Annotated in this window: 12 protein-coding genes; 7 read left to right on the forward strand and 5 right to left on the reverse strand. The window is 65.7% G+C overall.

Annotated elements, in window-relative coordinates:
* The first annotated feature begins 70 nt into the window (after window positions 1-70).
* From hscA to iscX, 3 genes are all read left to right on the forward strand, one after another.
* Complete coding sequence (gene hscA / locus HV744_RS10045; protein ID WP_175149358.1) at window positions 71-1942, forward strand: Fe-S protein assembly chaperone HscA; 1872 nt, start codon at window positions 71-73, stop codon at window positions 1940-1942.
* Window positions 1943-2071: 129 nt separating this feature from the next.
* Window positions 2072-2413 (forward strand): ISC system 2Fe-2S type ferredoxin, encoded by a 342-nt coding sequence (fdx, locus tag HV744_RS10050; RefSeq protein ID WP_175149359.1) that lies wholly within the window; start codon window positions 2072-2074, stop codon window positions 2411-2413.
* 15 nt (window positions 2414-2428) lie between these two features.
* Window positions 2429-2626, forward strand: coding sequence for a Fe-S cluster assembly protein IscX (iscX, locus tag HV744_RS10055; protein ID WP_028199498.1), 198 nt, complete (start codon window positions 2429-2431; stop codon window positions 2624-2626).
* A gap of 152 nt (window positions 2627-2778) precedes the next feature.
* Here iscX and HV744_RS10060 read toward each other — a convergent pair whose 3' ends face one another.
* The 5 genes from HV744_RS10060 to HV744_RS10080 all read right to left on the reverse strand — a co-directional run bounded on the left by HV744_RS10060 (window position 2779) and on the right by HV744_RS10080 (window position 9817).
* The gene (locus tag HV744_RS10060; RefSeq protein WP_175149360.1) at window positions 2779-3531 is read right to left on the reverse strand and encodes a glycine zipper 2TM domain-containing protein; all 753 of its coding nucleotides are present in this window, start codon (window positions 3529-3531) and stop codon (window positions 2779-2781) included.
* A gap of 314 nt (window positions 3532-3845) precedes the next feature.
* A complete protein-coding gene (lysS, locus tag HV744_RS10065) occupies window positions 3846-5387 on the reverse strand; it encodes a lysine--tRNA ligase (protein WP_175149402.1) in 1542 nt (513 codons plus the stop codon).
* A gap of 140 nt (window positions 5388-5527) precedes the next feature.
* Window positions 5528-6632 (reverse strand): peptide chain release factor 2 gene (gene prfB / locus HV744_RS10070; RefSeq protein ID WP_175149361.1). Its coding sequence is split into 2 segments (ribosomal slippage): window positions 5528-6550 and window positions 6552-6632, totalling 1104 coding nucleotides; the frame shifts between segments, so codons are not numbered across the junction.
* Between the two features lie 307 nt (window positions 6633-6939).
* A complete protein-coding gene (gene recJ, locus HV744_RS10075; protein WP_175149362.1) occupies window positions 6940-8646 on the reverse strand; it encodes a single-stranded-DNA-specific exonuclease RecJ in 1707 nt (568 codons plus the stop codon).
* 28 nt (window positions 8647-8674) lie between these two features.
* On the reverse strand, window positions 8675-9817 hold the full coding sequence (locus tag HV744_RS10080; protein WP_175149363.1) for a regulator: 1143 nt from the start codon (window positions 9815-9817) through the stop codon (window positions 8675-8677).
* Here HV744_RS10080 and HV744_RS10085 point away from each other — a divergent pair.
* From HV744_RS10085 to HV744_RS10100, 4 genes are all read left to right on the forward strand, one after another.
* Window positions 9785-10210, forward strand: a complete 426-nt coding sequence (locus HV744_RS10085) for a hypothetical protein (protein ID WP_175149364.1) — start codon at window positions 9785-9787, stop codon at window positions 10208-10210. The genes HV744_RS10080 and HV744_RS10085 overlap by 33 nt on opposite strands.
* 255 nt (window positions 10211-10465) lie before the next feature.
* Window positions 10466-11719 carry a lipoprotein-releasing ABC transporter permease subunit gene (locus HV744_RS10090; RefSeq protein ID WP_175149365.1) on the forward strand — a complete coding sequence of 418 codons (1254 nt, stop codon included), beginning with the start codon at window positions 10466-10468 and terminating at the stop codon, window positions 11717-11719.
* A complete protein-coding gene (gene lolD, locus HV744_RS10095; protein WP_175149366.1) occupies window positions 11712-12455 on the forward strand; it encodes a lipoprotein-releasing ABC transporter ATP-binding protein LolD in 744 nt (247 codons plus the stop codon). Before HV744_RS10090 ends, lolD begins: the two co-directional genes overlap by 8 nt.
* 51 nt (window positions 12456-12506) lie before the next feature.
* On the forward strand, window positions 12507-13295 hold the full coding sequence (locus HV744_RS10100) for a TatD family hydrolase (protein WP_175149367.1): 789 nt from the start codon (window positions 12507-12509) through the stop codon (window positions 13293-13295).
* Window positions 13296-13312 lie beyond the last annotated feature (17 nt).

Below are 13312 nucleotides of genomic sequence, written 5' to 3' on the forward strand. Positions count from 1 at the left end.
GCAGCCGTAGCATTACATCCAGCAACGCGAAAATTTCAGGACGGGGCAAAGCGGCCCCGAGAAGATCCAGATGGCCTTACTGCAAATCTCCGAACCCGGCATGGCGCCGGCGCCTCACCAGCGGCGTCTGGCGGTCGGTATCGATCTCGGCACCACCAACTCCCTCGTCGCCGCGGTGCGCAGCGGCGTGCCGGACGTGCTGCCCGACGCGGACGGCCACGCGCTGCTGCCGTCGGTGGTGCGCTACCTGGAAAAGGGCGGCCGCCGCATCGGCCGCACGGCCAAGGCCGAAGCGGCGAGCGATCCGCGCAACACGATCGTCTCGGTCAAGCGTTTCATGGGTCGCGGCAAGGCGGAAGTGGAGGGCGCCGAAAACGCGCCATACGATTTCGTCGAGGCCCCCGGCATGGTGCAGATCCGCACCGTCGACGGCGTGAAGAGCCCGGTCGAGGTGTCGGCCGAAATTCTCGCGACGCTGCGCCAGCGCGCCGAAGACACGCTCGGCGACGAGCTGGTCGGCGCGGTCATCACGGTGCCCGCTTACTTCGACGAAGCGCAGCGCCAGGCGACCAAGGACGCCGCGCGGCTGGCCGGCCTGAACGTGCTGCGCCTGCTGAACGAGCCGACCGCGGCCGCGATCGCCTACGGTCTCGACAACGGTTCCGAGGGACTGTACGCGGTGTACGACCTCGGCGGCGGCACCTTCGACCTGTCGATGCTGAAGCTCACCAAGGGCGTGTTCGAAGTGCTCGCGGCCGGCGGCGATTCCGCGCTCGGCGGCGACGATTTCGACCACGCGCTGTATCGCCATGTACTGGAACAGGCGGGCATCGCGCCGCACACGCTCGCACCGGAAGACGTTCGCCTGCTGCTCGACAGCGTACGCGTGACCAAGGAGGCGTTGTCGGGCGCGGCTGAGGCTACCCTCGCGGCGACGCTCTCGAACGGCACCAGGCTCGATCTGACGATCACTGAGGCCACTTTCGAGGCGATCACTCAGACGCTGGTCCAGCGCACGCTTGGGCCCACGAAAAAAGCGCTGCGCGACGCCAAGGTCACGACCAAAGAGATCAAGGGCGTGGTGCTGGTCGGCGGCGCGACGCGCATGCCGGTGATCCGCCGCGCGGTCGAGTCGTTCTTCGGCCAGCCGCCGCTGATCAACCTCGACCCGGATCAGGTCGTCGCGCTCGGCGCGGCGATCCAGGCCGATCTGCTCGCGGGCAACCGTGGCGCGGACGGCGACGACTGGCTGCTGCTCGACGTGATTCCGCTGTCGCTCGGCGTCGAGACGATGGGTGGGCTCACCGAGAAGATCATCCCGCGCAACTCGACGATTCCGGTCGCGCGCGCGCAGGATTTCACGACCTTCAAGGACGGCCAGACGGCGATGGCGATTCACGTGGTGCAAGGCGAGCGCGAACTGGTTAGTGATTGCCGCTCGCTCGCGCGTTTCGAGCTGCGCGGCATTCCGCCGATGGCGGCCGGCGCGGCGCGGATTCGCGTGACCTATCAGGTGGACGCGGACGGCCTGCTGTCCGTGTTCGCGCGTGAACAGGGCTCGGGCGTGGAAGCGTCGGTGGTGGTCAAGCCGTCGTACGGTCTCGCCGACGACGACATCGCGCGGATGCTCGAAGACAGTTTCTCGACCGCCGAAGTCGACATGCGCGCCCGTGCGCTGCGCGAGGCGCAGGTCGAAGCGCGGCGTCTCGTTGAAGCGACCGACGCGGCGCTCGCCGCCGATGCCGAATTGCTCGACGACAGCGAGCGCGCGGCGCTCGACGCGTTGCTCGACGCATTGCGCAACGTCGCGCAAAGCGACGACGCCGACGTGATCGAAGCCGCGACCAGAACGCTCGCCGAAGGCACCGACGAATTCGCCGCCCGCCGCATGAACAAGGGCATTCGCCGCGCGCTCGCCGGCCGCAAGCTCGACGAGATCTGAGCGTCGCGGGCCGTCGAGCCCGCCCGGAATCCAAGCGCGCCACGCGGACTTAAAAAGTCCGCGTGGCGCCAGTAAAATGGTGCGGAGCCTGCAGGCGGCCGCCGTGCCTCAGACCCAAACGGAAAATGTATGCCTCAAATCGTTGTGCTGCCCCACGTCGAACTGTGCCCGGAAGGCGCGGTGATCGACGCCGTGCCCGGCAAGAGCATCTGCGACAACCTGCTCGAGCACGGTATCGAAATCGAGCATGCGTGCGAGAAGTCCTGCGCGTGCACGACCTGTCACGTGATCGTGCGTGAGGGTTTCGCCGCCTTGACGCCATCCGAGGACGACGAGGACGATCTGTTGGACAAGGCTTGGGGGCTCGAGCCGGCCTCGCGTCTGTCGTGCCAGGCGAGGGTGCCGGCTGAGCAGGATCTGGTCGTCGAAATTCCGCGTTACTCGATCAATCACGCGAAGGAAAACCACTAACAGGAGGATGCAGCCATGAAGTGGACCGATACGCAAGACATCGCGATGGCCCTGACTGACAAGCACCAGGGCATCGATCCGCAGCAGGTGCGCTTCACCGACTTGCACCGCTGGGTCACCGAGCTGGAAGGATTCGACGACGATCCTAACCGCTCGAACGAAAAGATCCTCGAGGCGATTCAGGCTGCATGGATTGAAGACGCGGATTACTGAGCGCGTCGCGGGATTGTCGGTTGCCGGTGCGTGAACTGTTCCGCTTCGGCTGCGTCGCGGCATAGAAAAAGGCGATTCCATCGGAATCGCCTTTTTTAACGCCCGCGGAAAAGCCGGGCTGCGTTGGCCTTGGCGTTTGCCTCTGCCCAGGCCTAGCTTGCGACCAGCGTGCCGTTTTCGACCCGCACGTGCTGGCCTTGCTGGAACGGCGGCGCTTCGTGGTACGTGAAGTAGCGCGTCTTGCCGTTTTCCATCCGCACCCGCACCGAATACGACGTCGTGCTGCGGATGTGCTTTTCGACCGAGTTGCCGGCGAGGCCGCCGCCGAGCGCGCCGAGAAGCGTCATCGCGGTACGGCCGTTGCCGGCGCCGAACTGATTGCCGACCACGCCCCCGGCCACCGCACCGCCGACCGCGCCGATCCCGGTGCCATGACCTTCCTGATGCACCGCCGAAATCGCGACGACCGTACCGCAAGACGAGCAATAGGCCGGTTGTGACGGCGGCTGTTGGGCATATTGCGGCGCGGCTTGCGCCTGTTGCTGCTGCGCATACTGTGGCCGCTGCGCCGGGGTGGGAGCGGGCGCGGGCGGCGCGGGTTGCCGAGCCTGCTGCGGCGCCTGGGGTTGCGCCTGTTGTTGCGCCTGCTGTTGCGTGACTGGCTGCTGTTGCACCGAGCCACTGACGACCGGCGCGGCCGAATCGACCACGCCCGGTTGCGTCGTCACTTGCGCGGCCTGAGTCTGATCGGTCTGCGCGCCGTTGCTCGACGCCTTCGGGAACAGGCCTGTGATGGCCGCGGTGGCGACGAGACTCGCGATGATGATTGCACCGGCCGCCGTCGCGACGAGCGGATGAAGACGACGTTGCTGCGTGGGCTGGGGATCGTTAGCTGGATTGTCCATGTTGGCCTCCGTCTCTTTCTGGCAGAGTCGACTTTATTGAGACTGAGTGTCCGGCAATTCGATCCTGGCGGCGTTTCAATTTGTAACCGGTCGCCGGCACGCGTCGCGGCCCTGCCGCGCCAAGGCGGGCGGGGCGCCTTGCTCTGCGCGATGTTCAAAACGGTTGCTTCACGCAGGAGCCTCGCCGCTTTTATGCAGCTTTTACCGATGGTTACAAACCGTCAGCCGACGCAAATGCGTCTTGCACACTCCGCAAGAAAAACGCCCGGCTTCAGAGATGCCGGGCGTTTTCATTCATGCAAACCGCGTAACGATCAGTCTTCGCGGCGCAGATGCGGGAACAGAATCACGTCGCGGATACTCGGGCTGTCGGTGAGCATCATCACCAGGCGGTCGATGCCGATGCCGCAACCGCCAGCCGGCGGCATGCCATATTCGAGCGCGCGAATGTAGTCCGCGTCGTAGAACATCGCTTCCTCGTCGCCGGCTTCTTTCTGGTCGACCTGCTTCTTGAAGCGGGCGGCCTGGTCTTCCGGATCGTTCAGTTCCGAGAAGCCGTTGGCGATTTCACGGCCGGTGATGAACAGCTCGAAACGCTCGGTGATGCCGGCGACCTTGTCCGACGCGCGCGCGAGCGGCGACACTTCGATCGGGTAGTCGATGATGTAGGTCGGCTCCCACAATTGCGACTCGGCGGTCTCTTCGAACAGCGCCAGTTGCAGCGAACCCACGCCCGCATTGTGGAACTTCGGCTGCGATGCATCGACGCCGAACTTCTGCAGCTCGGTGCGCAGAAACGTGCTGTCGGCCAGTTGTTCGTGCGTGTATTGCGGCGCGTACTTCTGGATCGCCTGGGTGATCGTCAGCCGATGGAACGGCTTGGCCAGATCCAGCCCGCGGCCCTGATAGGTGATCGTGGCGGTGCCCAATGCGTCGATCGCGGCCTGGCGGATCAGCTGCTCGGTGAAATCCATCAGCCACTTGTAGTCGGTGTACGCCGCGTAGAACTCGATCATCGTGAATTCCGGATTGTGACGCACGGACACGCCCTCATTGCGGAAGTTACGGTTGATCTCGAACACACGCTCGAAGCCGCCGACCACCAGCCGCTTCAGATACAGCTCCGGCGCGATACGCAGGAACATCTGCATGTCGAGCGCGTTGTGATGCGTGGTGAACGGCTTGGCCGCCGCGCCACCCGGAATCGGGTGCAGCATCGGCGTTTCGACTTCCATGAAGTCGGCGTCGGCCATGAACTTGCGGATCGACGAAATGGCCTTGGTGCGCGCGACGAAAGTCTTGCGCGTTTCCGGCGTGACGATCAGATCGACGTAGCGCTGGCGATACTTCATTTCCTGGTCCGACAGACCATGGAACTTGTCCGGCAGCGGACGCAGCGACTTCGACAGCAGACGCAGTTCGGTGCAACGCACCGACAGCTCGCCCTTGTTGGTGCGGAACAGCACGCCGCGCGCCGCGACGATGTCGCCCATGTCCCACTTCTTGAACGCGTCGTACGTTTGCTGGCCGACATCGGCCGGCGTGATGAAGAACTGGATCTGACCCGAACCGTCGCGCACGGTCGCGAAGCTCGCCTTGCCCATCACACGCTTGAGCATCATGCGGCCGGCGAGGGCGACTTCGAGCGGATTCGCGTCGAGTGCTTCCTTGTCGGCATGCTCGTACTGCGCCTGCAGATCTTCGGCGTGGTGCGTGGGACGGAAATCGTTCGGGTAGGCGACGCCTTGCTCACGCAACTCGCGCAGCTTTTCGCGGCGCTCGGCGATGATCTTGTTGTCGTCCACCTCGGGCACGACATTTGGCTGGGCCGCATTAGGCTGGGTCGATTCGGTCATGATGATTTGGTATTCGGTGGCCCGCATCGGAGTGCTCCGGATACGGGAGGCCAGTCAGTGTAAAAACCTCAGGCGGTAAAAAGATGCGGCGCGGCCTGGTGTGCCGCGCCGGTTGCGCTCGGGTTGCGCTCGAATCGTGCCTACACGCCCTGCTTCAGGCTTGCGCTGATGAACGGATCGAGGTCGCCGTCGAGCACGCTCTTGGTGTTGCTGATTTCGACGTTGGTGCGCAGATCCTTGATACGGCTGTTGTCCAGCACGTACGAGCGGATCTGATGACCCCAGCCCACATCGGTCTTGCCGGCTTCGAGCTTGTCCTGCTCTTCCTGGCGCTTGCGGATTTCCGCTTCGTACAGGCGCGACTTCAACATGGCCATCGCTTCGGCGCGGTTGCGGTGCTGCGAGCGGTCGTTCTGGCACTGCACGACGATGCCCGACGGCATGTGCGTGATACGCACCGCGGAGTCGGTCTTGTTGATGTGCTGACCGCCCGCGCCGGACGCGCGGTACGTGTCGATGCGCAGATCGGCCGGGTTGATGTCCACTTCGATCGAGTCGTCGATTTCCGGGTACACGAACACCGACGAGAACGACGTATGACGGCCGCCCGACGAGTCGAACGGCGATTTGCGCACGAGGCGGTGCACGCCGGTTTCGGTGCGCAGGAAGCCGTACGCGTATTCGCCTTCGATCTTGATCGTCGCGTTCTTGATGCCCGCGACGTCGCCGTCGGTCTGCTCCAGCACTTCGGTCTTGAAGCCCTTGCGTTCGCAGTAGCGCAGATACTGGCGCAGCAGCATCGACGCCCAGTCGCACGCCTCGGTGCCGCCGGCGCCGGCCTGGATGTCCAGGAACGCGTTGTTCGGATCGGCCGGGTTCGCGAACATCCGGCGGAATTCCATGTCGGCGACGCGTTGTTCAATGCCTTGCGCGTCGGATTCGCAGGCGAGCAGGGTTTCCTCGTCGTCTTCGTCGCGGGCCATGTCGAACAGGTCCTGCGCGTCGCGCAGATCGTTATCGAGCGACGTGAGCTTGCCGACGGTGTCGTCGAGCAGCTTCTTTTCCCGGCCGAGGGCCTGGGCGTGCTTCGAGTCGTTCCAGACGTCCGGGTCTTCGAGTTCCCGGTTGACTTCGATTAGACGCAGTGCTTTGTCGTCGTAGTCAAAGATACCCCCGTAGCGAGTCCGCGCGCGTGCGCAGGTCCGCCAGAGAGGCTTCGATCGCGTTGAGACGTTCCGCTTCCATGTCGATCTTTTATAGCTTCGTAAAAAGGGGAAATTATAGCCGATCGGCGCGCCGCGCCGGAGGCTCTTCAGCGATCCGGCGCGTGTTGGGGGTTGATTTTGTGGAGATTTTCGACGAATTGCGGGCGCTGGGCCGGTGCTTCAGTTCGCGGCTTTGATTGCCGTCTGGGTTGCCATTCCGGCTGGCCGCTACGGGTCATTGCTTCGGTGCGTCAGCACGGCTCGCCGCTGCCGGTTACCACATCGGCTCGCCGCTGCCGCACACCGCTTCAGCTTTGCACCTCGGCGTGCCACATCCGCTCAACACTTCAGCTCGCCGCGTGTTCGACGATCAACTGCACCCGCGACACGCCATTCCACGTGTCGCTCGCCAGCCGGTAAGCGACGGTGGTGCGCGCGGGCAGCGTGTCGGTGTGATTGAACCAGATCGCGTTGAAGCGCTGGCGGCCGCGCACGAGCTGCAGCTTCAGATGCTTGTCCTTCACCAGCGCCTGCGACGCGATGTCGAATTCGCCCGAAAACACCGGAGCCGGAAAGCCTTGGCCCCACACGGCGGCATCGAGCATCTCGACGAATTGCGGCGTGAAGTACGCGTCCTCGAGTTCGCCGTCGGTTTCCACCGTGCGCGACAGCGCGTCCTCGGACAGCCACTCGCGGCCGACCGCTTCGAACGCGGCGGTGAAGCGCGCCACGTCGGCGGCGGCGAGCGTCAGGCCCGCGGCCATCGCGTGGCCGCCGAACTTGACGATCAGGTTCGGCTCACGCTTCGAGATCAGGTCGAGCGCGTCGCGCAGATGGAAGCCGGCAATCGAGCGGCCCGAGCCTTTGACGGTTTGGCCGCTGTCGTCGGCGAGCGCGAAGGTGAACGAGGGCCGGTGGAATTTCTCCTTCAGCCGCCCGGCGACAATGCCAATCACGCCTTGATGCCAGCCCGGATTGAACAGCGTGATGGTGGTCGCGCCTGCGGGGTCGATCGCCGACAGGTCGTCGAGCGCCTGTTGCTGCATGCCGGCTTCGATCTCGCGGCGCTCGCGGTTCATCGTGTCGAGCTGCTGCGCGAGATCCCACGCGCGGCCGACGTCGTCGGTGGTCAGGCATTCGATCCCGAGCGACATGTCCGACAGTCGTCCCGCCGCGTTCAGGCGGGGCCCGAGCGCGAAGCCGAGGTCGAAGCCCGAGGCGCTGCGGGCGTTGCGCGCGGCGGCGCGAAAGAGGGCGGCGATGCCCGGCTGCAGCCGGCCTTTGCGGATGCGCTGCAAGCCTTGCGCGACCAGCACGCGATTATTGCCGTCGAGCTTGACCACGTCGGCGACCGTGCCGAGCGCGACCAGATCGAGCAGGCCGTCGAGACGCGGTTCGGGCAACGCGTCGCCGAACGCGCTGCGGCGGCGCAACTCCGCGCGCAACGCGAGCAGCACGTAAAACATCACGCCGACCCCCGCGATGCACTTGCTCGGGAACGTGCAGCCCGGCTGATTCGGATTGACGATCGCGCGCGCGGCGGGCAGCTCGTCGCCCGGCAAATGGTGGTCGGTGACCAGCACGTCGATGCCGAGTGCGTTGGCCGCCGCCACGCCGTCGACGCTGGCGATGCCGTTGTCGACCGTGATCAGCAGATCCGGCTTGCCCGACGCGCTGCGCGCGGCCAGCGCGACGATTTCAGGCGTCAGCCCGTAGCCGTACTCGAAGCGGTTCGGCACCAGGTAGTCGATCTGGCCGCCGAACATGCGCAGGCCGCGCACCGCGACCGCGCAGGCGGTGGCGCCGTCGCAGTCGTAGTCGGCGACCACCAGCATGCGGCGCTGGTGCTGGATCGCATCGGCGAGCAGCACGGCGGCGTCTTCGCAGCCCTTCAGCGCGGCGGGCGGCACGAGCCGCGCGAGGCCGGTTTCGATTTCATCGGGCAGGCACACGCCGCGTGCCGCATACAGACGCGCGAGCACCGGATGCAGGCCGTGGCGGGTGAGGACTTCGGCGTCGACAGGAGAGCAGGCGCGGGTAACGATTCGAGTCATTCGGAAAGGCCGTGGGTCATTCGATAAATCATTCGATGAAGAGCGAGGCGAGCACGCGCCGTCGCCAGAATTTGCGCAGGTCGCCGCGCGTGACCGTGAGTGTGACCAAGCCGGTGTCGCCGCAAAGGGTCAGGCCGAGTTCGCCGAACTGGCCGGATTGCAGCGCCGCCAGCGCGGGCTCGAACCAGTCCGTTTGCACGGCCGCGAACGCGTCGTTCCAGCGTGCCCAGTCCTGTTCGATATAGGGTGCGGAGAACGGGTCGAGTTCGACCAGCGTGCTGTTGGTGGCGCTGTTCGGGTTGGCACGTGCCGCCGCGGTTGAATTTCCGCCGGCACCGCCAGCACCGCTGGACAGCGCGCCGAACGATGCCGGCGGCGCGCCAGTCTCGACGCCGGCGGTCATCGCGAGCCCACGCGTCGCGGCGGCGTCGGAAAACACGCGCGCGAACGGGCTGCGCACCGGCTGCGCCGCGCCTTGCGCGTGAAACCAGATCGAGTTGACGGCCGGCAGGCCGCGCGCCTCGCGCGCTTCATTGACCGGATGTTCGAACCAGGCCATCTGCACTTCGTTCTGCAGCTTCATCCACGCGCGCGAACGCTCGCCGGAATGCGCTTCATGCGGCAGCCAGATTTCAATGTTGCGGCCGCTCGCGCGCAACGGCGACGCGCCCGCCAGCGTGCCGAAGCCGTCGCTCGACAGATACCAGCGCGTGGGCCTCGGTGCCTCGATGCGCACGCCGAGTTCCTCGATCAGCGGGCGGGCGACCGCAAGCAGCGCGCGGGCTTCGTCGTCGGACAGTTCGAGCGACGCGGGATCGATCAGCACCAGATGATCGTGCGCGATACGCACGTGGACTGGCTGCACGCAGGCCCACGTCGCGTTGCCGGGTTCGCCGCCGTCGGCGCGCAGCATGTATGGGGCGAGCGGCGCTTCGTCGGCGGCCGCCGCGCCGCTCGGCAGCGCGCCGAACTGCCGGGCCACCCAGCGCTCGTGCGGCAGAGTGCGCTGAAAATCCTCGCCGATCACCCGTTCGACCAGCGTCGCGCGCGCGATCAGCCGGTCGAGGGCCGGACTCTGGATGTCGTGGAGGGCGGTGGAGGCGTCCGCTGCGGCGGGCAGCGCGAAGGGCAGGAGCAGATGGAGACGGTTGGCGAGCATGATGCTGCGCATTGTAGGGCAAAGAGTGCGAGTATTCCGACCATCAGCTTCCCGCTCGACGAACCGCGGCGGCGCCTGGCCCATCGGTTGGCCGCGCGCCGTCCGGACGTTGCAGCAGCCGCGCGCGGCGGCACCGCGCACATCACCATGGAGGCCGGCATGTCGCGTGAACTCAAAACCGAGCGGGAACTGCTCGAACTGGTCGTGAAGGCGCTCGATGCGAACCCGGCCACGGCCGGCTGGATTCCGACCGGTTTTCACGAGACCGTCGAGGATGAGGACGGTTGCAACTGGGACATCACCCATCTGCACCGCGACCGCAAGGACGCGGATGTGCGCGATGTGGCGAGCAGCGCCGCCGCAGCGATTATCAACGAGTTGCGCGGGCGGTATAACCTGCGTTAGCGGCGCCGCCGGCCCGGTCCATACGGCCTTTGCGCGAGCCGCCGGCATTGTATGGCAAACTTCGCGCTTGATCGGCGGCGGCGCTGTTCCAGCGCATGGCGGATCGAAGTGGCGCACGCCTTGCTGCAACACGGCGCGGCACCGGAACCATCCGCGTCGCCGCGACACCAACGATCACGACGCTCGGGCCGCACGGCAGGTGCTGGACGCTTTTCGTGCACAGCACAAAGCCGAAGAACGCAGAAAAGGATTCGCTTGAAATTTCCCTACGAATGGCAGATTGGCTGGCGCTACACGCGCGCCGGCAAACGCACGACCGGTAACGGCTTCATTTCGTTCATCGCGCTGGTGTCGATGTCGGGCATCGCGCTCGGCGTCGCGGCGCTGATCGTCGTGCTGTCCGTGATGAACGGTTTTCAGAAAGAGGTGCGCGACCGGATGCTGTCGGTGCTCGCGCACGTCGAAATCTTTTCGCCGACCGGGTCGATGCCCGACTGGCAACTGACCGCGAAGGAAGCCCGCCAGAACAAGGAAGTGATCGGCGCGGCGCCCTATGTCGAAGCGCAGGCGCTGCTCACGCGCCAGGACGCGGTGAGCGGCGTCGCGCTGCGCGGCGTCGAACCGACGCTCGAACCGGAAGTGTCCGACATCGGCAAGGAAATGAAAGGCGGCAAGCTGACCGACCTCGTGCCGGGCGACTTCGGCATCGTGCTCGGCGCGGACCTCGCCACCAATCTCGGCGTGCAGCTCAACGACAAGATCACGCTGGTCGCGCCCGAAGGCACGATCACGCCCGCCGGCATGCTGCCGCGCCTGAAGCAGTTCACGGTGGTGGGCATCTTCGAGTCGGGACATTACGAGTACGACAGCACGCTCGCGCTGATCAACATCAAGGACGCGCAGGCGCTGTTCCGGCTGCCCGCGCCGACCGGCGTACGGCTGCGCCTGACCGACATGCAGCGCGCGCCGGAAGTCGCGCATCAGCTCGCGCGCAGCCTGTCGGGCGACCTGTATATCCGCGACTGGACGCAGCAGAACAAGACCTGGTTCTCCGCGGTGCAGATCGAAAAACGCATGATGTTCATCATCCTCACGCTGATCATCGCGGTGGCCGCGTTCAATCTGGTGTCGTCGCTGGTGATGACGGTGACCAACAAGCAGGCCGACATCGCGATTCTGCGCACGCTCGGCGCGCAGCCCGGCTCGATCATGAAGATCTTCGTCGTGCAGGGCGTGACGATCGGCTTTATCGGCACCGCGACCGGCGTCGCGCTCGGCTGTCTGATCGCGTGGAGCATTCCGTGGCTCGTGCCGATGATCGAGCATCTGCTCGGCGTGCAGTTCCTGCCGCCGTCGGTGTACTTCATCAGCGAACTGCCGTCCGAGCTGGTTCCGGGCGACGTCGCGCGGATCGGCGTCATCGCGTTCCTGATGTCGGCGGTGGCGACCCTTTACCCGAGCTGGCGTGGTGCGAAAGTCCGTCCCGCGGAGGCGCTGCGTTATGAATGACCGTTCCGCTAATTTATCCATGGCCACTCAGGACACCGAGCAGCATCCGTACGTGCTCGAAGCAACCGGCATTTCCAAATCGTTCGTGCAAGGCGGTCTGAATGTGCCGGTGCTCAACAGCACACAACTGAGCGTGCGGCGCGGCGAGAAACTGGCGATCGTCGGCGCGTCGGGCTCCGGCAAGAGCACGCTGTTGCACGTGCTCGGCGGCCTCGACGATCCGAGCGCCGGGCATGTGTCGGTGCTGGGCAAGCCGTTCACGCAGCTCTCCGAGCGTGAACGCAACGACCTGCGCAATCGCGCGCTGGGTTTCGTGTATCAGTTTCACCATCTGCTGCCGGAGTTCACCGCGCTCGACAACGTCGCGATGCCGTTGCGGATTCGCCGCATGACGACCGAAGCCGCGCGCCGTGAAGCGCTCCTGGTGCTGGAGCGGGTCGGCATGGGGCATCGCGCGAAACATCGGCCGGGCGAGTTGTCGGGCGGCGAGCGTCAGCGCGTGGCGATCGCGCGGGCGCTGGTCACGAAGCCCGCCTGCGTGCTGGCCGACGAGCCGACCGGCAATCTCGACGGCGGCACCGCCGACACGGTATTCAACCTGATGCTCGAACTGTCGCAAACGATGGACACGAGCTTCGTGATCGTCACGCACGATCCGGAACTGGCCGGCCGCTGCGACCGCATCATGCGGCTGCGCGACGGCGTGCTGCACGAAGAGCCGCCGGTGCCGGTCTGATGGCCGGCCGACGCGGCTCGACGCCGCGCCGCTAGCCTCGCGAGATTCGTCATGTGGATCGATACGCACTGTCATCTCGACGCTTCGGAATTCGACGCCGACCGCGACGCGGTCGCGGCGGCGGCGCGCAGCGCGGGCGTCGGGCGGATCGTGATTCCGGCGATCGGCCGCCAGAATTTCACGGCGGTGCGTGAGCTCGCGCATCGGGTCGACGGCGGCGCGTATGCGCTCGGCATTCATCCGCTGTTCACGCCGGGCGCCGACGAGCGTGATCTCGACTTGCTGCGCATGGAGATCGAGGCGAGTCTCGGCGATCCGCGGTTTGTCGGCGTTGGCGAGATCGGGCTCGACTATTTCGTCGACGGCCTCGACGATGCGCGCCAGCAGTTCTTCTACAACGGTCAACTGCAACTCGCGCGCGAATTCGACCTGCCGGTGATTTGCCACGTGCGCAAATCGCAGGATCAGGTGCTCAAAGGACTGCGGCGGCATCAGATCCATCGCGGCATCGCGCACGCGTTCAACGGCAGTTTCCAGCAAGCCCAGGCTTATATCGACCAGGGCATGCACCTCGGCTTTGGCGGCAATCTGACGTTCGAGCGTGCGCGGCAAATCCGCCGTCTTGCCGAGCAGTTGCCGTTCGACGCGCTGGTCGTCGAAACCGATGCGCCGGACATCGCGCCTGCGTGGATGTACAGGCAGCGCAACTCGCCGGAGCAGATTCCGGGCATCGGCGCGGGCCTCGCGCAGTTGCGCGGCATGAGCGCCGACGCGACCGCCCTAGGCACAACGGCTAACGCGCTCGCCGCGCTGCCGCGACTCGCCCTTTCCTCTGCATAATCGATCTCGTTGGTCTG

Source organism: Paraburkholderia ultramafica, from assembly GCF_902859915.1.
In the GTDB taxonomy this organism is placed as follows: domain Bacteria; phylum Pseudomonadota; class Gammaproteobacteria; order Burkholderiales; family Burkholderiaceae; genus Paraburkholderia; species Paraburkholderia ultramafica.

Bases quoted from the DNA above. Each gene is read 5' to 3' on its own strand.
- hscA (WP_175149358.1), top strand. From the start codon at position 71: ATGGCCTTACTGCAAATCTCCGAACCCGGCATGGCGCCGGCGCCTCAC.
- fdx (WP_175149359.1), top strand. From the start codon at position 2,072: ATGCCTCAAATCGTTGTGCTGCCCCACGTCGAACTGTGCCCGGAAGGC.
- iscX (WP_028199498.1), top strand. From the start codon at position 2,429: ATGAAGTGGACCGATACGCAAGACATCGCGATGGCCCTGACTGACAAG.
- HV744_RS10060 (WP_175149360.1), bottom strand. From the start codon at position 3,531: ATGGACAATCCAGCTAACGATCCCCAGCCCACGCAGCAACGTCGTCTT.
- lysS (WP_175149402.1), bottom strand. From the start codon at position 5,387: ATGACCGAATCGACCCAGCCTAATGCGGCCCAGCCAAATGTCGTGCCC.
- recJ (WP_175149362.1), bottom strand. From the start codon at position 8,646: ATGACTCGAATCGTTACCCGCGCCTGCTCTCCTGTCGACGCCGAAGTC.
- HV744_RS10085 (WP_175149364.1), top strand. From the start codon at position 9,785: ATGGAGACGGTTGGCGAGCATGATGCTGCGCATTGTAGGGCAAAGAGT.
- HV744_RS10080 (WP_175149363.1), bottom strand. From the start codon at position 9,817: ATGCGCAGCATCATGCTCGCCAACCGTCTCCATCTGCTCCTGCCCTTC.
- lolD (WP_175149366.1), top strand. From the start codon at position 11,712: ATGAATGACCGTTCCGCTAATTTATCCATGGCCACTCAGGACACCGAG.
- HV744_RS10100 (WP_175149367.1), top strand. From the start codon at position 12,507: ATGTGGATCGATACGCACTGTCATCTCGACGCTTCGGAATTCGACGCC.